This window comes from Massilia agrisoli, assembly GCF_020831365.1.
Classification (GTDB): Bacteria; Pseudomonadota; Gammaproteobacteria; order Burkholderiales; family Burkholderiaceae_D; genus Telluria_A; species Telluria_A agrisoli.
In genome coordinates, this window is record NZ_JAJHPV010000004.1 from 19,980 (window position 1) to 43,828 (window position 23,849).

General features: G+C 64.5%; 20 protein-coding genes and 1 riboswitch. Of the genes, 17 read left to right on the forward strand and 3 right to left on the reverse strand.

Features of this window, described 5'->3' with window-relative positions; all coding sequences use genetic code 11:
- Positions 1-7: 7 nt before the first annotated feature.
- The 7 genes from dusB to LMJ30_RS01495 all read left to right on the forward strand — a co-directional run bounded on the left by dusB (position 8) and on the right by LMJ30_RS01495 (position 5,893).
- Positions 8-1,051 (forward strand): tRNA dihydrouridine synthase DusB, encoded by a 1,044-nt coding sequence (gene dusB, locus LMJ30_RS01465; protein WP_229430562.1) that lies wholly within the window; start codon positions 8-10, stop codon positions 1,049-1,051.
- 75 nt (positions 1,052-1,126) lie between these two features.
- Positions 1,127-1,360 (forward strand): helix-turn-helix domain-containing protein, encoded by a 234-nt coding sequence (locus LMJ30_RS01470; protein ID WP_119811262.1) that lies wholly within the window; start codon positions 1,127-1,129, stop codon positions 1,358-1,360.
- Positions 1,361-1,485: 125 nt separating this feature from the next.
- Positions 1,486-3,072 carry a bifunctional phosphoribosylaminoimidazolecarboxamide formyltransferase/IMP cyclohydrolase gene (purH, locus tag LMJ30_RS01475; protein WP_229430563.1) on the forward strand — a complete coding sequence of 529 codons (1,587 nt, stop codon included), beginning with the start codon at positions 1,486-1,488 and terminating at the stop codon, positions 3,070-3,072.
- A gap of 140 nt (positions 3,073-3,212) precedes the next feature.
- Positions 3,213-3,749: a crossover junction endodeoxyribonuclease RuvC gene (ruvC, locus tag LMJ30_RS01480; RefSeq protein WP_229430564.1), complete on the forward strand. Its 537-nt coding sequence runs from the start codon at positions 3,213-3,215 to the stop codon at positions 3,747-3,749.
- A gap of 19 nt (positions 3,750-3,768) precedes the next feature.
- A complete protein-coding gene (ruvA, locus tag LMJ30_RS01485; protein WP_229430565.1) occupies positions 3,769-4,347 on the forward strand; it encodes a Holliday junction branch migration protein RuvA in 579 nt (192 codons plus the stop codon).
- 3 nt (positions 4,348-4,350) lie between these two features.
- On the forward strand, positions 4,351-5,415 hold the full coding sequence (ruvB, locus tag LMJ30_RS01490) for a Holliday junction branch migration DNA helicase RuvB (RefSeq protein WP_229430566.1): 1,065 nt from the start codon (positions 4,351-4,353) through the stop codon (positions 5,413-5,415).
- A 19-nt stretch (positions 5,416-5,434) separates the two neighbouring features.
- On the forward strand, positions 5,435-5,893 hold the full coding sequence (locus LMJ30_RS01495; RefSeq protein ID WP_229430567.1) for a YaiI/YqxD family protein: 459 nt from the start codon (positions 5,435-5,437) through the stop codon (positions 5,891-5,893).
- A gap of 62 nt (positions 5,894-5,955) precedes the next feature.
- Here LMJ30_RS01495 and LMJ30_RS01500 read toward each other — a convergent pair whose 3' ends face one another.
- The 3 genes from LMJ30_RS01500 to LMJ30_RS01510 form a co-directional block, all read right to left on the reverse strand.
- Positions 5,956-8,763 carry a valine--tRNA ligase gene (locus LMJ30_RS01500; protein WP_229430568.1) on the reverse strand — a complete coding sequence of 936 codons (2,808 nt, stop codon included), beginning with the start codon at positions 8,761-8,763 and terminating at the stop codon, positions 5,956-5,958.
- 112 nt (positions 8,764-8,875) lie between these two features.
- Positions 8,876-10,426, reverse strand: coding sequence for a S8 family serine peptidase (locus tag LMJ30_RS01505; protein ID WP_229430569.1), 1,551 nt, complete (start codon positions 10,424-10,426; stop codon positions 8,876-8,878).
- 367 nt (positions 10,427-10,793) lie between these two features.
- Entirely contained in the window at positions 10,794-12,368 is a 1,575-nt protein-coding gene (locus tag LMJ30_RS01510; protein WP_229430570.1) for a S8 family serine peptidase, read from the reverse strand.
- 223 nt (positions 12,369-12,591) lie between these two features.
- Positions 12,592-12,702, forward strand: a riboswitch (TPP riboswitch).
- A gap of 62 nt (positions 12,703-12,764) precedes the next feature.
- Here LMJ30_RS01510 and thiC point away from each other — a divergent pair.
- From thiC to LMJ30_RS01560, 10 genes are all read left to right on the forward strand, one after another.
- On the forward strand, positions 12,765-14,639 hold the full coding sequence (thiC, locus tag LMJ30_RS01515) for a phosphomethylpyrimidine synthase ThiC (protein WP_229430571.1): 1,875 nt from the start codon (positions 12,765-12,767) through the stop codon (positions 14,637-14,639).
- Positions 14,636-14,839, forward strand: a complete 204-nt coding sequence (gene thiS / locus LMJ30_RS01520; RefSeq protein WP_229430572.1) for a sulfur carrier protein ThiS — start codon at positions 14,636-14,638, stop codon at positions 14,837-14,839. Before thiC ends, thiS begins: the two co-directional genes overlap by 4 nt.
- A 23-nt stretch (positions 14,840-14,862) precedes the next feature.
- Positions 14,863-15,648: a thiazole synthase gene (locus tag LMJ30_RS01525; protein ID WP_229430573.1), complete on the forward strand. Its 786-nt coding sequence runs from the start codon at positions 14,863-14,865 to the stop codon at positions 15,646-15,648.
- Positions 15,648-16,388 (forward strand): bifunctional hydroxymethylpyrimidine kinase/phosphomethylpyrimidine kinase, encoded by a 741-nt coding sequence (gene thiD / locus LMJ30_RS01530; RefSeq protein ID WP_229431043.1) that lies wholly within the window; start codon positions 15,648-15,650, stop codon positions 16,386-16,388. The genes LMJ30_RS01525 and thiD overlap by 1 nt, the downstream gene beginning before the upstream one ends.
- A gap of 14 nt (positions 16,389-16,402) precedes the next feature.
- On the forward strand, positions 16,403-17,053 hold the full coding sequence (thiE, locus tag LMJ30_RS01535; protein ID WP_229430574.1) for a thiamine phosphate synthase: 651 nt from the start codon (positions 16,403-16,405) through the stop codon (positions 17,051-17,053).
- 36 nt (positions 17,054-17,089) lie between these two features.
- Positions 17,090-17,722, forward strand: a complete 633-nt coding sequence (locus LMJ30_RS01540; protein WP_229430575.1) for an ANTAR domain-containing response regulator — start codon at positions 17,090-17,092, stop codon at positions 17,720-17,722.
- A gap of 283 nt (positions 17,723-18,005) precedes the next feature.
- Positions 18,006-18,557, forward strand: coding sequence for a DNA-binding transcriptional response regulator (locus tag LMJ30_RS01545; RefSeq protein ID WP_229430576.1), 552 nt, complete (start codon positions 18,006-18,008; stop codon positions 18,555-18,557).
- Position 18,558: 1 nt separating this feature from the next.
- On the forward strand, positions 18,559-18,978 hold the full coding sequence (locus LMJ30_RS01550; RefSeq protein ID WP_229430577.1) for a response regulator: 420 nt from the start codon (positions 18,559-18,561) through the stop codon (positions 18,976-18,978).
- A 506-nt stretch (positions 18,979-19,484) separates the two neighbouring features.
- A complete protein-coding gene (locus tag LMJ30_RS01555; protein WP_229430578.1) occupies positions 19,485-21,386 on the forward strand; it encodes a M56 family metallopeptidase in 1,902 nt (633 codons plus the stop codon).
- 97 nt (positions 21,387-21,483) lie between these two features.
- The gene (locus LMJ30_RS01560) at positions 21,484-23,790 is read left to right on the forward strand and encodes a UvrD-helicase domain-containing protein (protein ID WP_229430579.1); all 2,307 of its coding nucleotides are present in this window, start codon (positions 21,484-21,486) and stop codon (positions 23,788-23,790) included.
- Positions 23,791-23,849 lie beyond the last annotated feature (59 nt).

Consider the following 23,849-nt stretch of genomic DNA (forward strand, 5'->3'; position numbering starts at 1 on the left):
CTGACCAGTGCAAATCGGACCGTACATACTGCGCAATAACGTCTTCGTCGCCCCGATGGCCGGCGTCACGGATCGTCCGTTCCGCCAGCTGTGCAAGGAGCTGGGCGCGGGCTATGCGGTGTCCGAAATGGCGGCGTCCAATCCGCGCCTGTGGGCAACGGAAAAGAGTTCGCGCCGCACCGACCACGCGGGTGAAATGGAGCCGAAGGCGGTGCAGATCGCCGGCGCCGACCCGCAGGACCTGGCCGACTGCGCCAAATTTAACGTCGACCGCGGCGCCCAGATCATCGACATCAACATGGGTTGCCCGGTAAAAAAAGTGTGCAACAGCTGGTGCGGTTCCGCGCTGCTGCAGCACGAAGACCTGGTCGAGCGCATCTTGCATGCGGTCGTCCAGGCGGTCGACGTGCCGGTGACCCTCAAATTCCGTACCGGCTGGAACCGCGAAAACAAGAACGCGCTGCGCATCGCCCGTATTGCCGAGCAGGCCGGCATCCAGATGCTGACCTTGCATGGCCGCACCCGCGCCGACGGCTACAAGGGCGATGCCGAATACGACACGATTGCCGCAGTAAAAGCATCCGTTGGTATTCCGGTGGTGGCCAATGGCGACATCACCACGCCTGAAAAAGCCCGTTACGTGCTCGACTACACCGGCGCGGACGCCGTGATGATCGGCCGCGCGGCGCAAGGGCGCCCGTGGATCTGCCGCGAAATCGATCATTACCTGCGCACCGGCACGCACCTGCCGGCCCCCTATGTCGACGAAGTGCGCCGCCTGATGAGCGAGCACCTGCAGGCGCACTACGCTTTCTACGGCGAATTCGTCGGCGTGCGCACGGCGCGCAAGCACATCGGCTGGTATGTCCAGGATCTTCCGGGCGGCGAAATTTTCCGCCAGCAAATGAACCGGCTCGAGTCCACATCCGAGCAGTTATTGGCAGTAGATAAATTTTTTGAATCGCAACATAGTCTCGGGGAGAGGTTACAATACCGCCCCGCGGACGTTTCCTCCGCAGGCGAAGACGCCAGCGAAGCGCTGGCAGCATAAAAAGAAAACCATGGGGCGGACCCCGGCGCCAAAAGCGGCGGGCGGAAACACATCACACGCAGGAAAAGCACGAACATGAGCAAAGAAAGCATCCAGGAAGTTGTCCAGAAGAGCCTTGAAGACTATTTCAATGATCTGGGCGAACAGCAACCGTCGAACATTTACGACATGGTCGTGTTGACCGTTGAAAAGCCGATCCTCGAAGTGGTGATGACGCGCGCCGAAGGCAACCAGTCGCACGCGGCCCAGATGCTTGGCATTAACCGCAATACCTTGCGCAAGAAACTGCAAGAGCACGGACTGCTGTAAACCTCTTTAGCACCGAGTGGCCGTGCTAGCGAGCGCGAGCCATTCGCGCCGCCGCGCGGGCCAGGCATCCTCCCCGCGATTGTCATGGCTGGCACCCCCGAATACTCAACAACCAGGCCACTCACATGATCAAACAAGCCCTCATTTCCGTCTCCGACAAGACTGGCGTGCTCGATTTCGCACGCGCACTGTCCGCGCTCGGCGTCAGCATCCTGTCGACCGGCGGCACCGCGAAACTGCTGCAAGACAACGGTGTGCCAGTCACGGAAGTGGCCGATTACACCGGTTTCCCGGAAATGCTCGACGGCCGGGTCAAGACGCTGCACCCGAAAGTGCACGGCGGCATCCTTGCGCGCCGCGACTTCCCTGAGCATGTCGCCAAGCTTTCCGAGCACAACATCCCGGAAATCGACATGGTGGTGGTCAACCTGTATCCCTTCCAGCAAACCGTGGCCAAAGACGACTGCACCCTGGAAGATGCGATCGAGAACATCGACATCGGCGGCCCGACCATGCTGCGTTCGGCAGCCAAGAACCACAAGGACGTGGTGGTCGTGTGCGACCCGGCCGACTACGGCCTGGTGCTGGCGGAAATGAAGGGCACGGGCGCTGCCGCCGGCCCGGTCAGCTACGACACCAAGTTCATGCTCGCCAAGAAAGTGTTCGCGCATACCGCGCAGTACGATGGCGCCATCACCAACTACCTGACCAGCCTGGGCGCCGACAAGGCCCACGCCACCCGCAGCAGCTTCCCGCAGACGCTCAACATGACCGTTGAAAAAGTGCAGGACATGCGCTACGGCGAAAACCCGCACCAGGCAGCCGCGTTCTACCGCGACCTGGCGCCTGCCGCCGGATCGCTGGCTGCCTACAAGCAGCTGCAAGGCAAGGAACTGTCGTACAACAACATCGCCGACGCGGATGCCGCGTGGGAATGCGTTAAGTCGCTGGGTGGCCTCGGCCAGGGCGCCGGCTGCGTGATCGTCAAGCACGCTAACCCATGCGGCGTGGCAATCGGTACCGATGCGCTGGACGCCTACACCCGCGCATTGCAGACCGACCCGACCTCGGCTTTCGGCGGCATCATTGCCTTTAATGTCGAAGTCGACGGCAAGGCGGCCGAAGCGCTGGCCAAGCTGTTCGTCGAAGTGCTGATCGCGCCATCGTTCACCGCGGAAGCACTGGCGACGATGTCGGCCAAGCAAAACGTTCGCCTGCTGCAAATTGCGCTTGGCGATGGCCAGAACCCTTACGACGTCAAGCGCGTCGGCGGCGGACTGCTGGTGCAATCGCCGGACGCGAAAAACGTCGGCCTCGGCGACCTGCGCGTGGTGACCAAGAAGCAGCCAACCCAGCAGCAGTTGCAGGACATGATGTTTGCGTGGCGCGTGGCCAAGTTCGTCAAGTCGAACGCGATCGTCTTCTGCGGCAACGGCATGACCCTCGGCGTTGGCGCCGGCCAGATGAGCCGTATCGATTCGGCCCGCATCGCCTCGATCAAGGCCCAGAACGCCGGCCTGAGCCTGGCGGGCTCCGCAGTGGCGTCGGATGCCTTCTTCCCGTTCCGCGACGGCCTCGACGTGGTCGTGGATGCGGGCGCGACCTGTGTCATCCATCCGGGCGGCTCGATGCGCGACCAGGAAGTGATCGATGCGGCCGATGAGCGCGGCGTCGTCATGCTGTACACCGGCACGCGCCACTTCCGTCACTAAGCACATTAATTGGGTTCCCGCGTTCGCGGGAACGACGGCGATGTCGTTCCCGCGAAGGCGGGAACCCAATTTCGCCTCCACAACTGTGTTTTTACACAGTATTTCCCCACAAGCGTTGCCGGCCGGTATAACATTCGGTCATGATTATTTTAGGTATTGACCCAGGCCTGCGCACGACCGGCTTCGGCGTCATCGAAAAGCAAGGCAGCAAGCTGCGTTACATCGCGTCCGGCACCATCAAGACCGGCAGCGACGGCGCCTTGCCGCCGCGCCTGAAAGTCATTTTGAACGGCATCGGCGAAGTGGTGCGCACTTACCGGCCCGACTGCGCGGCGATCGAAAAAGTCTTCGTTAACGTCAATCCGCAATCGACCTTGCTGCTTGGGCAGGCGCGCGGCGCGGCCATTACTGCGCTGGTCGGCTCCGACCTGGCGGTCGCGGAATACACCGCGCTGCAGGTCAAGCAGGCCGTGGTCGGCACCGGCAAGGCGGCCAAGGAGCAGGTGCAGGACATGGTCTCGCGCCTGCTGCTGCTGCCCGGCCTGCCGGGTTCGGACGCAGCCGACGCGCTCGGCGTCGCCATCTGCCATGCCAACAGTTTTGACGCGCTGGCGCTGATCCAGTCGCTCGCACCCTCCCTCGGCGGCCTGCGCATGAAGCGCGGGCGCCTGGTCTAACTCATAAAGAAGGCACCCGATGATCGGCCGCATTTCCGGAATCCTGCTCGAAAAAAATCCGCCGCAACTGCTGGTCGACTGCAATGGCGTCGGCTATGAAGTCGACGTGCCGATGAGCACTTACTACAACCTGCCCAACGTCGGCGATAAGGTGACCCTGTTCACCCATCAGGCGATCCGCGAAGACGCCCACTTGCTGTTTGGCTTCGGCAACGCCAACGAGCGCGCCGTGTTCCGCCAGCTGATCAAGATCAGCGGCGTCGGCGCGCGCACCGCACTGTCCATCCTGTCGGGCATGACGATCACCGACCTGGCGCAGGCCGTCACCTTGCAAGAAGCAGGGCGGCTGGTGAAAGTGCCCGGCATCGGCAAGAAAACCGCGGAACGGCTGCTGCTGGAACTGAAGGGCAAGCTCGGCGCCGACGTGGGCGCCGTGGCCGGCGCGCCGCGCGACGATACCCAGTCGGACATCCTCAACGCGCTGCTGGCTTTGGGGTATTCTGACAAGGAGGCCACGGCCGCGCTGAAGAACATGCCGGCCGGCGCCAGCGTATCGGACGGCATCAAGTTCGCGCTCAAGGCGCTGTCGAAAGCTTAAACAATGAGTATCCAGACCGACAATTTCACCGAGCAGCGCATCATCGACGCCAAGCCATCCTCGCCCAACGAGGAGGCGATCGAGCGCGCGCTGCGCCCCAAGCAGCTCGACGAATATGTCGGCCAGGAGAAGATCCGCGACCAGCTGGAGATCTTTATTTCGGCGGCGCGCAAGCGCGGCGAGGCGCTCGACCACACCTTGCTGTTCGGCCCCCCGGGCCTGGGCAAGACCACGCTGGCGCACATCATCGCGCGCGAGATGGGCGTTAACCTGCGCCAGACTTCCGGGCCGGTGCTGGAACGGCCGGGCGACCTGGCCGCAATCCTGACCAACCTCGAAGCGAACGACGTGCTGTTCATCGACGAGATCCACCGCCTGTCGCCGGTCGTCGAAGAAATTTTGTACCCGGCGCTGGAGGACTACCAGATCGACCTGATGATCGGCGAGGGCCCGGCCGCGCGCTCGGTCAAGATCGACCTGCAGCCGTTCACGCTGGTCGGCGCCACCACCCGCGCCGGTATGCTGACCAATCCGCTGCGCGACCGCTTCGGCATCGTCGCGCGGCTCGAGTTCTACAACGCCACCGAGCTGACCCGCATCGTCACGCGCAGCGCGGCGCTGCTGGGTGCCCCGATCACGGAAGACGGCGCGCATGAGATCGCGATGCGCGCGCGCGGCACCCCGCGTATCGCCAACCGCCTGCTGCGCCGGGTGCGCGATTACGCGGAAGTGAAGGGTACCGGCGACATCACCAAGGCGATGGCCGATGCCGCCTTGGTCATGCTCGACGTCGACTCGGTGGGCTTCGACGTCATGGACCGCAAGCTGCTCGAAGCGGTGCTGTTCAAGTTTGGCGGCGGGCCGGTTGGCATCGGCAACCTGGCGGCGGCCATCGGAGAAGCGGCCGACACCATCGAGGACGTGCTCGAACCCTACCTGATCCAGCAGGGTTACCTGCAGCGCACCCCGCGCGGACGGGTTGCGACACCGGCGGCCTACCAGCACTTCGGCGTCGCCGCGCCGCGCCTCAGCCCGACGGGCGACCTGTGGGATAACCTCGCGAGCTGATATGGAAGAGGGCGGCAGGATGAAGATTTGGGTGGATGCGGACGCGTGCCCTGGCGTGATCAAGGAGATCCTTTACCGCGTGGCCGAGCGCCTCGAGATGGAGGTTGTCCTGGTGGCCAACAAGTTGATGCGCGTGCCGGGGTCGCGCTTCGTGCGGTCGATGCAGGTGCCGCACGGCGCGGACGTGGCCGATGCGGAAATCGTACGCCTGCTGGCGGAGGGCGACCTGGTAGTGACCGGGGACATTCCCCTGGCCGCCGACGTCCTTGCCAAGGGCGGCTTCGCCCTCAACCCGCGCGGCGAGTTCTATACCGAGGCGAATATCGCGCAGATGCTGACGATGCGCAAATTCATGGAAGAGCTGCGCCAGAATGGCGTCGATACCGGCGGTCCAGCGCCATTCAACCAGGCCGACCAGCGCAATTTTGCCAACGCGCTCGATCGCCATTTGAGCCGGCACGCCAAACGAGCGAATTGAAGCACAAAAAAAGGGGCCAGCAGTTGCGTGGCCCCTTTTACATTCGGCTTCAGCCGCGTCGCTTATGCTTGCGGCAGCTTGCCGAACTGCTCGCGCAGCTTGTCGATGGTGGCAGTGAAATTGACCAGGCGTTCCTTCTCCTGAGCCACAACCGCCTCGGGCGCGCGCGCCACGAAGCTCTCGTTGCCCAGCTTGCCGTTAACCTTGGCGATCTCGCCCTCGATGCGTGCGATTTCCTTGGACAGGCGCTCGCGTTCGGCCTTGACATCGATCTCGACCTTCAGCATCAGCTTGGTGGTGCCGACGATCGACACCGCGGCAGGCGATTCCGGCAGCGCATCGACGATGCTTACCTCGGACAACTTGCCCAACGACTGGATGTACGGCGCGAAGCCCTGCATGCGCGCCTTGCCTGCGGCATCAGACGCTTCGACGATCAGCGGCACGCGCAGCGACGGCGCCAGCTGCATCTCGCCGCGCAGGTTGCGGGTGGCGTCGGTCAGCGCCTTCAGCTCCGTCATCCATTCCTCGGCCTTTACGTCGATCAGCTTCTCATCGGCAACCGGGTAAGGCTGCACCATGATCGAATCGCCGCTGCCCTCAACGGTCTTGCCAGCCAGCGGGGCGACCGCCTGCCACAGCGCTTCGGTCACGAAGGGCACGATCGGGTGGGCCAGGCGCAGGATCACTTCCAGCACGCGCAGCAGGGTGTTGCGTGTCGCGCGCTGCTGGCCGTCGCTGCCTTGCTGGACCTGGACCTTGGCCACTTCCAGGTACCAGTCGCAGTACTCATCCCACACGAACTTGTAGATGGCCGCGGCGATGTTGTCGAAGCGGTAGTCCTCGAAGCCCTTGGCCACTTCCAGTTCGGCGCGCTGCATCAGCGAGAGGATCCACTTGTCGGCCTGCGACAGGTCGGCGTCGCTGGCGGCGCAGTCCTTGCCTTCGGTATTCATCATCACGAAGCGGGTCGCGTTCCACATCTTGTTGCAGAAGTTGCGGTAGCCTTCGGCGCGGCCCAGGTCGAAATTGATGTTGCGGCCCAGCGATGCGTAGCTGGCCATGGTGAAGCGCAAGGCGTCGGTGCCGTAGGCAGCGATACCTTCCGGGAACTCCTTGCGGGTGGCCTTGGCAATCTTTTCGGCGTCGCGCGGGTTCATCAGGCCGGTGGTGCGCTTGGCCACCAGGGTCTCGACATCGATGCCGTCGATCAGGTCGATCGGGTCGAGCGTGTTGCCCTTTGACTTGGACATCTTCTGGCCGCTGGAGTCGCGCACCAGGCCGTGCACGTACACGGTTTCGAATGGCACCTTGCCGGTGAAGTGGGTGGTCATCATCACCATCCGGGCAACCCAGAAGAAGATGATGTCGAAGCCGGTCACCAGCACCGATGACGGCAGGAAGGCCTTCATGTCAGGCGTTTCTTCCGGCCAGCCCATGGTCGAGAACGGGATCAGCGCCGACGAGAACCAGGTGTCGAGCACGTCGTCGTCGCGGCGCAGCGGCGCGCTGACGCCAGCGGCCTGCGCCTTGGCTTTTGCTTCTTCTTCGGTCTTGGCGACAAAGATATTGCCGGCGTCGTCGTACCACGCCGGGATGCGGTGGCCCCACCACAGCTGGCGCGAGATGCACCAGTCCTGGATATTGTTGAGCCACTGGTTGTAGGTGCTGCTCCAGTTTTCCGGCACGAACTTGATTTCGCCGCCGGCGACTTTTTCCAGCGCGACTTCGGCGATCGACTTGCCAGGGAAGTGGGTGCCTTCCGGCGCCGGCTTGCTCATGGCGACGAACCACTGGTCGGTCAGCATCGGCTCGATGACCACGCCGGTGCGGTCGCCGCGCGGCACTTGCAGCTTGTGCGGCTTGACTTCCTGCAGCAGGCCCTGGGCGTCGAGGTCGGCCACGATCTGCTTGCGCGCGGCGAAACGGTCCATGCCGCGGTAGGCTTCCGGCGCCTCGTCGCTGATCTTTGCGTCCAGGGTCAGCACGCAGATCATCGGCAGCTTGTGGCGCTGGCCGACCGCATAGTCGTTGAAGTCGTGGGCCGGGGTGATCTTCACGCAGCCGCTGCCGAAGGCCTTGTCGGCGTAGTCGTCGGCGATGACGGGGATTTCGCGGCCCGTCAGCGGCAGCTTCAGCATCTTGCCGTGCAGCGCCATGTAGCGCTCGTCGGTCGGATCGACCGCGACGGCGACGTCGCCCAGCAGGGTTTCAGGACGGGTGGTGGCCACGGTCATGTGGCCGCTGCCATCGGCCAGCGGGTACTTGATGTACCACATCGAGCCGTCTTCTTCTTCCGACACCACTTCCAGGTCCGACACGGCCGTGCCCAGCACCGGGTCCCAGTTGACCAGGCGCTTGCCGCGGTAGATCAGTCCCTGTTCGTACAGGCGCACGAAGACCTCGGCCACCACTTTCGAACGCGGCTCGTCCATGGTGAAGTATTCGCGCGCCCAGTCGGGCGAGGTGCCCATGCGGCGCATCTGGCCGGTGATCGTGTTGCCCGACTTTTCCTTCCACTCCCAGACCTTCTTGATGAATTCGTCGCGGCCAAGGTCATGGCGCGAGATTTTCTGCGCGTCCAGCTGGCGTTCGACGACGATCTGGGTGGCGATGCCGGCGTGGTCGGTGCCCGGGATCCAGGCGGTGTTGTAGCCGCGCATGCGGTAGTAGCGGGTCAGGCCATCCATGATGGTCTGGTTGAAGGCATGGCCCATGTGCAGGGTGCCCGTCACGTTCGGCGGCGGCAATTGGATGCTGAACGATGGCTTGTCGGCATCGAGGGTGGCGGTGAAGTACCCGCGCTTTTCCCACTCGTTGCGCCAGAACTGTTCAATGTCGGCGGGCTCGAAAGACTTGGCTAATTCCATGGTTTGGCTAGTGTTGTATGCGAAAACAACCATTATAAGGGAGGGATGTCGTCAAATGACGGCGGGCAAAAAAAAGGACGCCGAAGCGTCCTTTTTTCATGCCGCCTGGAGCTTAGTTACCGCAACCCAGCGAAGCGATGCGGTCGTGGGCCGCCTTGGCCTGTACAAGACCGAAGCCGTACTTGGTATCGCGGCCGACCGGGCCCAGGTCCTGTGCGCTCTTGGTGAGCGAGCTGCGGATCTGAGCGCCCGTGCAGGTTGGGAAGTAGCTCCACACCAGGGCTGCCACTGCCGATACGTGCGGGGTAGCCATCGAGGTACCGTCGAAGTAAGCGTAGTTGGAAGCCTTGATGCCGACGGTTGCCGACTGGCCCAGCTGGTTCTTCATCGCTGCGCCTTCAACGTCGGTTGCCGTTACCGAAGGGATGTTGGTCACGGTGGTGCCCAGCGTGCCGCCGAAGGCGCCGGCCACGTTGTTGTACACAACCGCGCCGACGCCGCCCGATGCCTGGCAGTTCGAGACCTTGGTGGCGAAGTCGATCGTGCCGCGTGCGATCAGGCAGACCTTGCCCGATACCGCGGTGTTGACTGCGTCGCCGATGCCGAAGTCAGCCAGTGCGCCGGTGCGAACGATCGCTGGCGAACCTTCCATTGCGCCAGGCGCGTAGGTCGTGCTGCCAACGGTCAGGACTGCTTCGGAACCGGTGCCCATTGGAACGGTCGACAGGACTGCCACACCAGGGCCGGAGATTTCGACCTGGCTGTTGTACTGCGAGAAGGTCGCCCATGCCTTGTTCTCGTCCAGGGCGCCAACCATCATCACGCTGTTGTAGCCGGCTGGGTAGGAGATGACGGTGTTGCCGTCATTGCCAGCTGCGGCGATCGACAGCACGCCTTTCGATTGCAGCGAGATGAAGGCGTTTTCTTCGGTTTTGGTCTTGCGGCCGCCGCCCAGCGACATGCTGATGACGTTCGCGCCAGCGGCGCCGCACTTGTTGGCAGCCGACGCCAGGGTCGACGAATACGCCCAGCCCGAAGCGCTGAACACCTTAACGATGTGCAGGTTCAGCTTTTTGTTGGCGTTCACGCCGACCACGCCGGTGCCGGCGTTGTTGACTGCGGCGATGGTGCCGGCCACGTGGGTGCCGTGCGAGTTTTCGTCGGTGTACCACCAGCCGGTGCCGGAATCGTATTCGCCAGCCATCGGATTGCCGACCAGGTCTTCGTGGTCGCGGTTGATACCGGAGTCGATGATGCAAACCTTGCGGTTCGCTGCATTGGTGTCAGGCAGGATGTCGGCCTGGACCATCTTGATGCCGTAAGGGACCAGCTGTCCACTCGCGTATGGGGTGCCGGTCGATGGCGAGGTCAGCGCGAACGGCTTGCGGACGACGTCTTCTTCAACGTACTGCACGTTCGGGTTGTTCTGCAGGCCTTTCAGCGCGGCTGCCGACACTTCGATCGCCATGGCGTCCATGCCGAAGATTTCGTGCTTGACGCTACCTTTAGCCGCAGCGACGGCCGATTTGACGTTTGCTTTTGAACCAGGTTTGAACGCGACGATCACGCGGGTGGTGTCAGGGGCGGCTGCCGAAGCTGCACCCATCACGCCAACTGCCGTGGCTGCTACGACCATCTTGACTGCGAAAGCGATGGTGGACATGCGAGTCTTGCTTTGCATCATGAATCTTCTCCGATTAAAAAATAGTTATGTACGCCGCGGCTCTGATGGCCCGTAAGCGTGGTTTTGTTGAACCTTTGCCGACCATTTATGGAACAGCAATGAAGCCAGTGTATTTGTAAAATTTAAGCAAAATCAATCGAACTCAGCAGGGTGCACTGCACCATGTTGTATTGCATCGAAAAAGTTTTTGTTTTTGCGTTTGGTAAAAGTTCGTGGAGAGAATCGGTGATATTATTTTGCGCCGGCAAGCTTAAGATGTTAATAAAATACTATTTATAGCCGTCAGGAAACGATTTAAATGAAAAAAAAGGACGCCGCAGCGTCCTTTTTTGTTGTCGCGGAGGTTTTAGTTGCCGCATCCCAGGGTTTTGATACGGTCATACGCAGCTTTTGCCTGCACCAGCCCATAGCCATAGCGCTCGTCGCGCCCGGCGCTGCCCAGGTCCTGCGCGCTCTTGCCCAGTGACGAGCGCAGCTGGGCGGCGGTGCAGCTTGGGAAGTAGCTCCACACCAGCGCCGCCACCGCCGACACGTGCGGCGTTGCCATCGAGGTGCCGTCGTAGTACGCGTAGTTGACGCCCTTGACCGATACCGTCGCCAGCTGGCCCAGTTGCCCCTTCATCGATGCGCCCTCGGTATCGGAGGCGGTCACCGAAGGGATCGATGTGACGGTGGTGCCGAGCGTGCCGTTGAAACCGCCGGGGACATTGTTGTAGACCACTGCGCCAACCCCGCCGCTGCTCTGGCAGTTCGACACCTTGGTCGCGAAGTCGATCGCCCCGCGCGAGATCAGGCAGACCTTGCCCGACACTGCTGTGTTGATCGCGTCGCCCAGCCCGAAATCGGCCAGCGGCGCGCTGGCGCTGGCCTTAGGCGATCCGTCCATCGTGCCTGGCGCGTAGGTGGTACGGCCAACCGTCAGGCCGGCTTCGGCGCCGCCGCCCATCGGCACCGTCGACAGCACGCTCACCCCCGGCGCCGACAGCTCAACCTTGCTGTTAAACTGCGAAAAATCCGCCCATGCCTTGTTCTCGTCCAGCGCCCCCACCATCACCACGCTCGGATAGCCGGCCGGATAGGAAATGGCGGAATTGCCGTCGTTGCCCGCCGCCGCCACCGACAGCACGCCCTTGGTAGCCAGCGCGGCAAAGGCGCGGATCTCGATCTGGCTCGGGCGCGCGCCGCCCAGCGACATACTGATCACGTTCGCGCCCGCGTCGCCGCACTGATTGGCGGCGGCTGCAAGAGTCGACGAGTATGCCCAGCCGTCTGCGCCGAACACCTTGACGATGTGCAGCTTCAATTGACGGTTTGCGGCAACCCCCACCACCCCGGTGTCGTTGTTGTTGATCGCGGCCACCGTGCCTGCCACGTGCGTTCCGTGGTGGTTTTCGTCGGTGTACCACCAGCCGGTGCCGCGGTCGTAGATGCCGCTGGCGGTGTTGCCTGACAAATCCTCATGCGCGCGGTCGTAGCCCGAGTCGATGATGCACACCATGCGGTTGGCCGCGTAGGTGTCGGGCAGCTGGTCGGCCTGCACCATCTTGATGCCGTACGGGACCAATTGCCCTGACAGGTAAGGCTTCTTCGACGGCGTCGCGAGTGCCAGCGGGTAGCGCTTGACGTCCTCTTCCACAAATTCGATGTTCGGGTTGTTGCGCAAGCCGCGCAGGGCGATCGCCGGGATCTCGACGGCGACCGCGTTCATGCCGGGGATATCGAGCTTGACCCGGCCGCGCGCCGCGCCCACCGCCGCCTTCACCTGCGCCGCCGCGCCCGGTTTGAAGGCAACCACCACCCGCGTCGTCTCCGGCGCGGCGGCCGCAGCCGCGCCGGCCCCGGCGACACTGGCAGCCAGCGTTGCCAGGCACAGCCGAACGGCCGCGGTGAGTGTCGATACCCCAATGTTTATTTGATTCATGTGAGTCTCCCTCTGGATGTCATGCCTGCGCGCTACGCCGGGCGTATGGAAAATGCTGTGGCCGCATCGCTGCGACGGCTCGATCGTACTCCCATCAATAAGACGCGCTGTTGTATTTTTTGTAGCGTTTGCTGTCCCGCGCTTGACCTCGTCGGCAACCCGTGCAGAAAAAACCATGTTGTTCATGTCGCCAACAGTTATAATTTCCGCGCTGCCGCAAGGCGGCACACGCTAGGGGTCCTGCAAATCGCATTGTTTCGCGAGGCGCGGGTGAGAAACACCCTCTGAACCTGATCTGGATAATGCCAGCGAAGGGAAGCATGTCGACCACGGCCGGGCACTCGCTGCGCGGCGGGCCGGCGCTCCTTTGCTGGCTCCTGCACGCAAAGGAGCCACATGAACGCCCAAGTAAAGTTTGACCCTGCCACCGCCACGGTGGACCAGGCCGCCATCGCGCCGTTTCCCAACTCCACCAAGGTCTACATCGAGGGCAGCCGGCCCGACATCCGCGTGCCGATGCGTTCGGTGAGCCAGTCGGCATCAGGAGGGGAAGGCAATCCGCCGATCTTCCTGTACGACACGTCCGGCCCCTACACCGACCCGGCCGCCGCCATCGACATCCGCTGCGGCCTGGCTGCGCCGCGCGCGCCGTGGATCCACGGGCGCGGCGACACCGAAGTGCTGGCCGGCCCGAGCTCGGACTTTGGCCGCGCCCGCCTGGCCGATCCAACGCTCGACCAGATGCGCTTCGCGCTGGCGCGCGCGCCGCGCCGGGCCCTGCCTGGCGCCAACGTCACCCAGATGCACTACGCCAGGCGCGGGATCATTACGGCGGAAATGGAGTTCGTGGCCTTGCGCGAGAACCTGCGCCGCAAGGAATACCTGGCCCACCTGGAACAAGCCGGTCCGCTGGGCCGCCGCACCGCCGAGCTGCTTGGCCGCCAGCATCCCGGCCAGTCCTTCGGCGCCGCCATCCCGGCCGAGATCACGCCCGAGTTCGTACGCTCGGAAGTGGCGCGCGGGCGCGCGATCATTCCGGCCAACATCAACCACCCCGAAATCGAGCCGATGATCATCGGCCGCAACTTCCTCGTGAAGATCAACGCCAACATCGGCAATTCGGCAGTCACCTCGTCGATCGGCGAGGAAGTCGAGAAGATGACGTGGGCAATCCGCTGGGGCGCCGACAACGTGATGGACCTGTCGACAGGCAAGCATATCCATGAGACGCGCGAGTGGATCATCCGCAACAGCCCGGTGCCGATCGGCACGGTGCCGATTTACCAGGCGCTGGAAAAAGTGGGCGGCAAGGCCGAGGAACTGACCTGGGAAATCTTCCGCGACACCCTGGTCGAGCAGGCTGAGCAGGGCGTCGACTACTTCACGATCCACGCCGGCGTGCTGCTGCGCTATGTGCCGATGACGGCCAACCGGCTGACCGGCATCGTCTCGCGCGGCGGCTCGATCATGGCCAAGTGGTGCCTGGCGCATCACAAGGAGTCCTTCCTGTACACGCACTTCGAGGACATCTGCCAGATCATGAAGGCCTACGACGTCTCGTTCAGCCTTGGCGACGGCCTGCGCCCGGGCTCCATCTACGACGCCAACGACGAAGCCCAGCTGGCCGAGCTGAAAACGCTGGGCGAGCTGACCCAGGTCGCGTGGAAGCACGACGTGCAGACCATGATCGAAGGGCCGGGCCACGTGCCGATGCAGCTCATTAAGGAAAACATGGACCTGCAGCTGGAGCAGTGCGGTGAAGCGCCGTTCTACACGCTCGGCCCCCTGACCACCGACATCGCGCCCGGCTACGACCACATCACCTCGGGCATCGGCGCGGCGCAGATCGGCTGGTACGGCACCGCGATGCTGTGCTACGTGACGCCCAAGGAGCACCTCGGCCTGCCCAACAAGGACGATGTCAAGGAAGGCATCATCACTTACAAGATCGCCGCGCACGCCGCCGACCTGGCCAAGGGCCACCCGGGCGCGCAGGTGCGCGACAACGCGCTGTCCAAGGCGCGCTTCGAGTTCCGCTGGGAAGACCAGTTCAACCTCGGACTCGATCCCGACAAGGCGCGCGCCTTCCACGACGAGACCTTGCCGAAGGATTCGGCCAAGGTGGCGCATTTCTGCTCGATGTGCGGGCCGCATTTCTGCTCGATGAAGATCACCCAGGAAGTGCGCGACTACGCCAGCCGCGGCATGCAGGAAAAGGCGATCGAGTTCGTCAAGGGCGGCGCGCAGCTGTACCCGAAGGAGGCGCCGTGAACCTAATAGACATCAACGGCGAACCACGCGAGGTCGCGGAGGGCTGCACCTTGCTTGAGCTGCTCGGACAACTGGAACTGGCTGGCCAGCCGCTGGCGCTGGCGGTCAACCGCACGGTCGTGCCGCGCCAGCAGTGGCCCGAGCGGCGCCTGGGCGCCGGCGACAAGGTCGACATCGTGCGCGCCATTGGCGGCGGCTGACACCATCACAGGACAAACACACCATGAACCCACAAGACAAATTGATTATCGCCGGCGTTGAATATGGCTCGCGCCTGCTGGTTGGCAGCGGCAAGTACCGCGACCTGGCGCAGACGCGCGAAGCCACCGACGCCGCCGCAGCGGAAATCGTCACGGTGGCGATCCGCCGGGTGAACATCGGCCAGGACCCGCATGCGCCCAGCCTGCTCGACGTGCTGCCTCCCGACCAGTACACCATCCTGCCCAACACCGCCGGCTGCTACAACGCGAAGGACGCCGTCTACACCCTGCAGATGGCGCGTGAACTGCTGGGCGGGCGCAAGCTGGTCAAGCTGGAAGTGCTGGGCGACGAAAAAAGCCTGTTCCCCAACATGCCCGAAACGCTGGTCGCGGCTGAAACGCTGGTGCGCGACGGCTTCGACGTCATGGTCTACTGCAGCGACGACCCGGTGCAGGCGCGCCTGCTCGAAGGCATCGGCTGCGTGGCCGTGATGCCGCTGGCGTCGCTGATCGGCTCCGGCATGGGCATCCTCAACCCGTGGAACCTGTCGCTGATTATCGAACAGGCCAAGGTGCCGGTGCTGGTGGACGCCGGCGTCGGCACCGCCTCGGACGCCGCCATCGCGATGGAGCTGGGCTGCGACGGCGTCCTGATGAACAGCGCGATCGCGCTGGCGCAGGACCCGGTGCGCATGGCGCGCGCGATGCGCCTGGCGGTGCAGGCCGGCCGCGAAGCCTTCCTTGCCGGGCGCATGCCGCGCCGCTTCAGCGCATCGCCGTCGTCGCCGATGGCCGGACGGCTGCAGTGATGCGGCCCGCCGTCCTCGTATTCTCCGGGCTCGACCCGTCCGGCGGCGCAGGCATCGCCGCCGACATCCAGGCCATCGCCGCGCAGGGTGCGCACGCGCTGCCGGTAGTGACGGCGCTGACGGTGCAGGACCACAACCGTGTCTACGACGTCGACGCGGTCGACGCCGGCCTGCTGCGGCGCCAGGCGCGCGTGCTCGCTGCGTCCTGCGACATCAAGGCCATCAAGGTCGGCATACCGGGCAGCCGCGCCAATGCCGAGGCGATTGCGGCGGTGGTCCTAAGGCTGCGCGAGGACATGCCGGCGCTGCCGCTGGTGCTCGACCCGGTGCTCGCCAGCGGCAATGGCGACGCTTTGTCGTGCGGCGACGCCATGGCGGCGATCGGCCCCTTGCTGGCGCTGGCTACCGTGGTGGTGCCGAACCTGCCGGAGGCGCGCGCGCTGGCAGGTGCGCGCTTTCCGCACCTGCTGGTCACCGGCGGCCACGGCGATGGCGAGATGGTGGTCAACCGCTGGCACACCGAAGGCCAGTCGCGCGAGTGGAAGTGGCCGCGCCTCGCGGGCAGCTTCCACGGCAGCGGCTGCACGCTGTCGGCGGCCATCGCCGGCCGGCTGGCGCTGGGCGAGCCGTTCGCGCAAGCGCTCCAGCGCGCCCAGGCCTACTGCCACGGCGCCCTCGTATCGTCATTTGCGCTTGGCCCCGGCCAGCGCATCCCGGACCGCGGCGCCCCATCCATTTAAAGGACACTTTATCCATGCACCAGGGACTCTACCTCGTCACACCCGACTGGGATGACACCGACCAGCTGGTCGACACCACCCGCGCCGCGCTGCATGCCGGCGCCGCCATGCTGCAGTACCGCCACAAGGGCGCCAGCCCGTCGCTGCGGCGCGAGCAGGGCGCGGCGCTGCTGGCGCTGTGCCGCCGCTATAACCGCCCCTTGATCATCAACGACCACATCGCGCTGTGCCTGACCCTCGACGCGGACGGCGTGCATGTCGGCGGTACCGACGCATCGGTCGCCCAGGCGCGCAGCATCCTCGGGCCTGGCAAGATCGTCGGCGCTTCCTGCTACGGCGACCTGGCGCTGGCGCGCGCCGCCCAGCGCGACGGCGCCAGCTATGTGGCGTTCGGCGGCTTTTACCCGTCGCGCGTCAAGCAGTACAGTTTCCGCACCGATCCTGCCATCATTACGCAGGCAAAGGCGGAGATCGCGCTGCCGCTGGTGGTCATCGGCGGCATGACCCCGGCGAACGCCGCGCCGCTGGTGGGGCGGGGCGCCGACCTGGTCGCGGCGATCAGCAGCATTTATACGGCCGAGGTGCCGGGCGCGGTGGTGCGCGCGTTCGACGTCCTGTTCGCCGGACAGCGGAAAAGCTGCGCAAAGCAGGGGGGCGCCGTATAATTCATGTCACATTTTGACATTTAGGACTGCCAAAAGATGACTACCGCGCCCGCGGCCAAACGCCGCATCCTGATTGTCGACGACGACCCAATCCTGCTGCAGTTCATCGGCGAAGTGCTGCGCCATGCCGGTTACGACACGGTGTCGGCATCGTCGGGCGCGCAGGCCATCGCACAGATCGAAGCGCGCGAGCCCGACCTTGCGCTGCTCGACATCACCATGCCCGGCATGTCGGGGCTGGAGCTGGCGCGCCACCTTAACGAGCTCACCACGGTGCCGTTCATGTTCCTGTCGGCCATTGGCGACACCGATTCGGCCAGGCAGGCGGCCGCCTACGGGGCGGTCGGTTACGTGGTCAAGCCGGTCGACGCCGAACGCCTGATGGCGGCGTTTGAAGCGGGGCTGGCGCGGGCCGACGAAATCCGCCAGCTGCGCCGCACCGAGACCAACCTGAACGCCGCGCTGGCCGCCGGCCGCGAAACCAGCCTGGCGGTCGGGCTGCTGATGGGTAAGTTCCAGACCGACCGCAACACTGCCTTCGAGGTGCTGCGCGACCACGCCCGCTCGAGCCGGCGCAAGATCAACGAGGTGGCCGACCAGCTGCTGGCCGCCGAAGAAACTTTAAATAGCTTGCACGCCGGGTTTGCGGCGCGCCTGAAGGCGAAATAGCCGATAGAGTCGGTTTATCGCGACAATTGTTAAAAATATTCCCGGAATTTGTTTCTCTGGAGCTAAATTCCGGTACACTTGCCTTGTGGTCCCTATGACCCGCGCGAGGCCCTGACCCGCCCGCCAGCAACACCAGTGCCGCCCCTTCCTCGCGGCCGAAGTTATCATCTCGGCCCAGCTCCGCCGATTGTTCCCTCGACTTGTTTATCGCGCCTGCCCATGGCAGCGCCGCGGCTTTGCGCCGCGCTCGACAAGGGCCATCGATCGTCCAGAAAGGAGTCGCATGAAAGCGGCAACCCCTCAATCAAGAACAGCTGCGGCCCGGGGCCGCACTGGCGCCGCGCACCTGCAGCGGCGCACGCCCGCCGCGCCGCGCTGCACCGCCCCGCAGGTGCGGCGCATGGTAGGCGCGGCCGACACGCCCGATGCGGCGGAAGCGGACGCCGAAACGGACACCTGCAACGATGCCCGCGAAGTCGGCGTGCCGCGGGTACTGCTGGTCGACAAGGATGTGGAAAGCGCGGAAGCGCTGACCGCGCTGCTGATGCCGGAAGCGCATGTCATCCACGCCGCCACGCTGGCTGAAGCGCAGCACCTGCTCCGGCGCGACATTTTTGCCTTGGTCATCATCGATCCAGCACTGCCGGACGGCAATGCGGGAAGCCTGATGCCGCTGATCGTGGCCACGCCGGTGCTGGTGCATGCCCAGCGCGAGCCGGCATGGCGCGAACCGATTGCCGCTTTCCTGCCCAAGCCCTGGACCTCGCAACGGCGGCTATGGAGCACCATTTCACGCCTGCTTGGCGTGCCGACCGATATGTCCGCCGGAGACTGACATGAACGCAGCCCACACCCAGCAAGCATTGAAATCGATCCTCTATGTCGAAGACGACCTGCACGTACGCACCACGGCGAAACTGGTGCTGGAAGTGATCGGCAAGCTGGAGGTGCGCGACTGCAGCTCCGGCCACGAAGCCCTGTACGCCGCGCGCGGCTTCCAGCCGGACCTGATCCTGCTCGACGTCATGATGCCCGAGCTCGACGGCCTGGCCACGCTCGAGCGGCTGCGCAGCATGCCCCACCTGGCCGACACGCCGGCGCTGTTCGTCACCGGGCTGACCACCGCCAGCGACATCGAGCGCTATGCCGACGTTGGCGCGATCGGTGTGATTCCCAAGCCGCTGGTGCCGCTCAAGCTCACCGACCAGCTGCGCACGTTCTGGGAGCAGCACCAGCTCGGCCACGCCAGCGCCTAAGCCATCCTTAGCAACAACTTCAAAAAACCGGGGTCAACGTGACCCGGTCTGACCGCGGGGACAGACCCCATGTCTTCCTCCATGTCTTTCCAAAATCGGGGTCAGACCACAGTCATTTTGGAATATTCCAAAATGACTGTGGTCTGACCCCGAATTGGGCAGCAAAATGACTGTGGTCTGACCCCGATTTGGGCAGTAAGATGGACCGATCTGTGTAAGCTATTTCTCCCGACAAGTGTTACCTATGTCTGCCGGCTAGTCACCCGGGGACAGACCCCGGGTCACATTGACCGAAGGTTTCTCCAGCCCATTCCCACTTTTCCGCCGTCTGTCGCACGTCGCTGGATCCCGCCGCCATCCCTGCCTAAAGTCCCGCCATAGAGGCTGCCGCGCGCCGCCGCGAAGTAGAAAAAAACTTCTAGACAAATTTATCTAGATATTTTATTCTACATTCAACGATACGGAGACTTCATGACAACGTTCCGCCTTTCCCCGGGAGTGACACGATGAGCGCGCTGCTGCCCGCGCTAGCCTGGGCCTTGCTCGACTTCGTCTGGCAGGGCTTGCTGGTGGGCTGGGGCGCCGCGCTGGTACTCGCCGCCATGCGCGGCGCGCGGCCGCAAGCCCGCTACGCCGTCGCCTGCGCCGCGCTGCTGCTGTGCGCGGCACTGCCGCTGTCGGGCGTGGTCCAGCGTATCGCTGACGCGCAGGCGCTGAACTCGACCTTTTTGCCGCTGGCGGACGGCGCCGCGCTGCCAGCCCTGGCGGCGCCGGGCGCGATCATTCCCGCCGCCTCGCTCGCCGGGCGGCTGGCAGGCTGGGAGCAGGCCTTGCAGGCACGCCTGCCGCTGGTGGTGCTGCTGTGGTCGTGCGGCGCCGCGCTGCTGGCGCTGCGCATGATGGTGGGCCTGGCCTGGGTGCGGCGCCTGACCAGCAGCGCCCACCACCGCGCCGACCCGGCATGGCAGGCGCGCCTCGACCGCATGGCCGAAGGCTTCGGCATCTCGCGCAAGGTCGTGCTCGGGCTGGCCGACGATATCCATAGCCCCGTGACGGCGGGCTGGTGGCGCCCGATGGTGCTGGTGCCCGCGTCCCTCATTTCCGGCATGCCGCCGCACCTGCTCGAAGCGCTGCTGGCGCACGAGCTGGCGCATATCCGGCGCCACGATTACCTCGTCAACCTGGTGCAGGGCGCGATCGAAATCGTGCTGTTCTACCACCCCACCGTGTGGTGGCTGTCGAACCGCATCCGCGTTGAACGCGAACAGATTGCAGATGATTTAGCCGCAAGCATGCTTGGCGAACCGCGGCGCCTGGCACTTGCATTGTCCGAACTGGACCAGTTCCAGTTCTCCATCCCTCAACTCGCCCATGCGGCACACGGAGGAAACCTTATGTCACGCATCAAACGCCTGGTACGCCCGGATACCGAACCGCTTAACTGGAAGATGGCGCTGCCCGCGCTCGGCCTGGCCGCGGCCTTTGCCGGCTTCTATGCCCACGCCAAGTCCACGCCGCCCGAGCCGCCGGCGCCGCCTGCGCCATCGATGGCCGACATGCCGGCCCCGCCTGCGCCACCTGCGCCACCTGCGCCACCTGCGCCGCCGGCCCCACCGGCCCCGCCGCCGCCGCCACCAAAGAAATGGAGCGTCCACCGCGCGGCGGGCGAGCTGCCCTACGCGATTGTCCGGGCCGATGACCGCGGCACCAGCATGAATGGCCACAGCGACGATTTCAACGACCTGAAGGCCGCGAAACGCGCGGTGGGCGGCGACTTCCTGTGGTTCCGGGACCGGAATGGCAAGGCTTACATCGTGCAGGATGCCGGGATCATGGCCCGCGTTCACAAGGCATGGGAGCCGCTCGACCGGCTCGGCAAGCAAATGGACGTGCACGGCAAGGAGATGGACAAGCACGGCAAGGTGATGGAAGCGCTGGGCCGCGAGATAGAGGCCGTCGCGCCTGTCAACGCTCGCAGCGCCGCGATGCGCGACGCCGAGCGCAACATGCAAGCGCTGGGCGGCGAACAGGACAAGCTTGGCCGCGAGATGGAAAAGCTGGGCCGCAAGATGGACGGCGCGACGGACGAGCAGCGCAAGAGCCTGTCGCGCGACATGCAGCGCCTGGGCGAAAAAATGGAAGTACTCTCGCGCGAGATGGAGTCCCACGCCAGGGTGATCGAGCAGCAGGCCAGCCAGGTCGAAAAGGCCAGCAAGCCAATGGAAGCGATCGGCGCGAAAATGGAGCAGGCCGGCCGCCCGATGGACGCCCTCGGCAAGAAGATGGGCGCGCTCGGCAAGCAGATGGAAGCCGAGAGCCACGCCGCCGGCAAGACCGTGCGCGGCCTGATCGACGAAGCCATGTCGCGCGGCCTGGCCAGGCCCGCCCCGGGTTCGGGCGCAAGCTGATTCCCGCCCGGTCGCGCGCTGGCATGGCCAATTTGCCAACGCGGGACCGGGGCCGATTCGGGCATCGGGAAACCACCCCGCCCGGTATAATCACGGGATGCAAAATCTCCTCCACAACCTCAATCCCGAACAACTCGCCGCCGTCACCCTGCCGCAGCAAAGCGCCCTGATCCTGGCGGGCGCCGGTTCGGGCAAGACGCGCGTGCTGACCACCCGCATCGCGTGGCTGATCCAGACCGGGCAGGTGTCGCCGGCAGGGATCATGGCCGTGACCTTTACCAACAAGGCCGCCAAGGAGATGCTGACGCGCTTGTCGGCGATGCTGCCGATCAGTACGCGCGGGATGTGGATCGGTACCTTCCACGGCCTGTCGAACCGCCTGCTGCGCACGCACTACCGCGACGCGGCGCTGCCGCAGACCTTCCAGATCCTCGACTCGCAAGACCAGCTGTCGATGATCAAGCGCCTGCTCAAGGCGAACAACGTCGACGATGAAAAGTACCCGGCCAAGAACCTGATGTACTTCATCAATAACGCCAAGGACCAGGGGCTGCGCGCCAGCCAGGTCGAAGCGTTCGACCCGATCGAGCGCAAGATGGTCGAGCTGTATGAACTGTACGACCAGCAGTGCCAGCGCGAAGGCGTGGTCGATTTCGCCGAGCTGCTGCTGCGCTGCTACGAGCTCCTGTCGCGCAACCAGCCTTTGCGCGAGCATTACCAGACGCGCTTCCGCCACATCCTCGTCGACGAGTTCCAGGATACCAACGACCTGCAGTACCGCCTGCTGAAACTGCTGGCCGGCCACGGCGAGCGCCACGGCGGCGCGCTGTTCGCCGTCGGTGACGACGACCAGAGCATCTACGCATTCCGCGGCGCGAACGTGGGCAACATGAGCGCCTTCGAACGCGAATTCCGGGTCGAGAACCTGATCAAGCTGGAGCAGAACTACCGCTCGCACGGCCACATCCTCGACAGCGCCAACCACCTGATCGCCAACAACAGCAAGCGCCTCGGCAAAAACCTGCGCACCGACGCCGGCCACGGCGAGCCGGTGCGCATCTATGAAGCGTCGTCGGACCTCGAAGAAGCCCAGTGGATCATCGAGGAAGCCAAGAGCCTGATGGCCGAAGGCGCGGCGCGCAGCGATATCGCGATTTTGTACCGCTCCAACGCGCAGTCGCGCGTGATCGAACACGCGCTGTTTGCGGCGGGCCTGCCGTACACCGTGTACGGCGGCCAGCGCTACTTCCAGCGCGCCGAGGTCAAGCACGCCATCGCCTACCTGCAGCTGATGGACAACCCGCACAACGATTCGGCTTTCCTGCGCGTGGTGAACTTCCCGACCCGCGGCATCGGCATGCGCACCATCGAGCAGCTGCAGGCGGCGGCCGACCAGTACGGCGTGTCGCTGTATGCGGCGGTGCCTTACGTGGCAGGCAAGGGCGGTTCGTCGCTGAACAGCTTTGTGCGCCTGGTGGAAGGGGCGCGCTTCGAGACGCAGCAGCTGTCGCTGCCCGAGATGGTGCGCGTGGTGCTCGAATCGAGCGGCCTGCTGACGCACTACCAGAACGAAAAAGAAGGCGCCGACCGCATCGAAAACCTGGAGCAGATGGTCAACGCGGCGACCCAGTTCGTGCAGGAGGAAGGCTTCGGCCAGGGCGCGCCTGCCCACCTCGGACCGCAAGCGCAGGCGCAGGCCGGCGACGCCATCGTCAACCAGGATGGCATCGAGATCCTCGACGCCGACCTGCCGCTGTCGACGGTCATGTCGCCGCTGTCAGCCTTCCTGTCGCACGCGTCGCTCGAGGCGGGCGACGCGCAGGCGCAGGCAGGGCAGGACGCGCTGCAACTGATGACGGTGCACTCGGCCAAGGGCCTGGAATTTGATGCGGTATTCATCACGGGCCTGGAAGAAGGCCTGTTCCCGCACGAGAGCAGTTCGCGCGAGATGGATGGCGTGGACGAAGAACGGCGCCTGATGTACGTGGCGATCACGCGCGCGCGCCGCCGCCTGTATATGAGTTTCACCCAGACGCGCATGCTGCATGGCCAGACCCGCTACAACATGAAGTCGCGCTTCTTCGACGAACTGCCGGAGGATGCGCTCAAGTGGTTGTCGCCGCGCGTGCAGGCGCAATGGTTCGGCAACAAGAAGTCGGCGTGGGACGACGCCAAGTTCACTGGCGGATCGGATAACAAGATCGCCCAGCAGATCACGCAGAAGTCCAGCAGCGGTCCGGGCTGGCGCATTGGCGAGTCGGTCTCGCACAGCAAGTTCGGTGAAGGCGTGATCGTCAATATCGAGGGCAGCGGCGGCAATGCGCGCGCCCAGATCAATTTTGGACGCGCGGGCATGAAGGTGCTCGACCTGTCGGTGGCCAAACTGGAGCGGGTCGCCCGCTAGCCGTCGTTCCCGCGCAGGCGGGAATCCATGCTGGGCCGGCTCACCCTGGGTTCCCGCCT

Excerpts from the sequence above, each read along its gene's own strand:
- thiE (WP_229430574.1), top strand. The coding sequence starts at position 16,403 with ATGCACCAGGGACTCTACCTCGTCACACCCGACTGGGATGACACCGAC.
- thiC (WP_229430571.1), top strand. The coding sequence starts at position 12,765 with ATGAACGCCCAAGTAAAGTTTGACCCTGCCACCGCCACGGTGGACCAG.
- LMJ30_RS01545 (WP_229430576.1), top strand. The coding sequence starts at position 18,006 with ATGAAAGCGGCAACCCCTCAATCAAGAACAGCTGCGGCCCGGGGCCGC.
- ruvA (WP_229430565.1), top strand. The coding sequence starts at position 3,769 with ATGATCGGCCGCATTTCCGGAATCCTGCTCGAAAAAAATCCGCCGCAA.
- LMJ30_RS01495 (WP_229430567.1), top strand. The coding sequence starts at position 5,435 with ATGAAGATTTGGGTGGATGCGGACGCGTGCCCTGGCGTGATCAAGGAG.
- LMJ30_RS01560 (WP_229430579.1), top strand. The coding sequence starts at position 21,484 with ATGCAAAATCTCCTCCACAACCTCAATCCCGAACAACTCGCCGCCGTC.
- LMJ30_RS01550 (WP_229430577.1), top strand. The coding sequence starts at position 18,559 with ATGAACGCAGCCCACACCCAGCAAGCATTGAAATCGATCCTCTATGTC.
- ruvB (WP_229430566.1), top strand. The coding sequence starts at position 4,351 with ATGAGTATCCAGACCGACAATTTCACCGAGCAGCGCATCATCGACGCC.
- LMJ30_RS01555 (WP_229430578.1), top strand. The coding sequence starts at position 19,485 with ATGAGCGCGCTGCTGCCCGCGCTAGCCTGGGCCTTGCTCGACTTCGTC.
- ruvC (WP_229430564.1), top strand. The coding sequence starts at position 3,213 with ATGATTATTTTAGGTATTGACCCAGGCCTGCGCACGACCGGCTTCGGC.
- LMJ30_RS01470 (WP_119811262.1), top strand. The coding sequence starts at position 1,127 with ATGAGCAAAGAAAGCATCCAGGAAGTTGTCCAGAAGAGCCTTGAAGAC.
- LMJ30_RS01510 (WP_229430570.1), bottom strand. The coding sequence starts at position 12,368 with ATGAATCAAATAAACATTGGGGTATCGACACTCACCGCGGCCGTTCGG.
- thiD (WP_229431043.1), top strand. The coding sequence starts at position 15,648 with ATGCGGCCCGCCGTCCTCGTATTCTCCGGGCTCGACCCGTCCGGCGGC.
- LMJ30_RS01505 (WP_229430569.1), bottom strand. The coding sequence starts at position 10,426 with ATGTCCACCATCGCTTTCGCAGTCAAGATGGTCGTAGCAGCCACGGCA.
- purH (WP_229430563.1), top strand. The coding sequence starts at position 1,486 with ATGATCAAACAAGCCCTCATTTCCGTCTCCGACAAGACTGGCGTGCTC.
- LMJ30_RS01540 (WP_229430575.1), top strand. The coding sequence starts at position 17,090 with ATGACTACCGCGCCCGCGGCCAAACGCCGCATCCTGATTGTCGACGAC.
- LMJ30_RS01500 (WP_229430568.1), bottom strand. The coding sequence starts at position 8,763 with ATGGAATTAGCCAAGTCTTTCGAGCCCGCCGACATTGAACAGTTCTGG.
- LMJ30_RS01525 (WP_229430573.1), top strand. The coding sequence starts at position 14,863 with ATGAACCCACAAGACAAATTGATTATCGCCGGCGTTGAATATGGCTCG.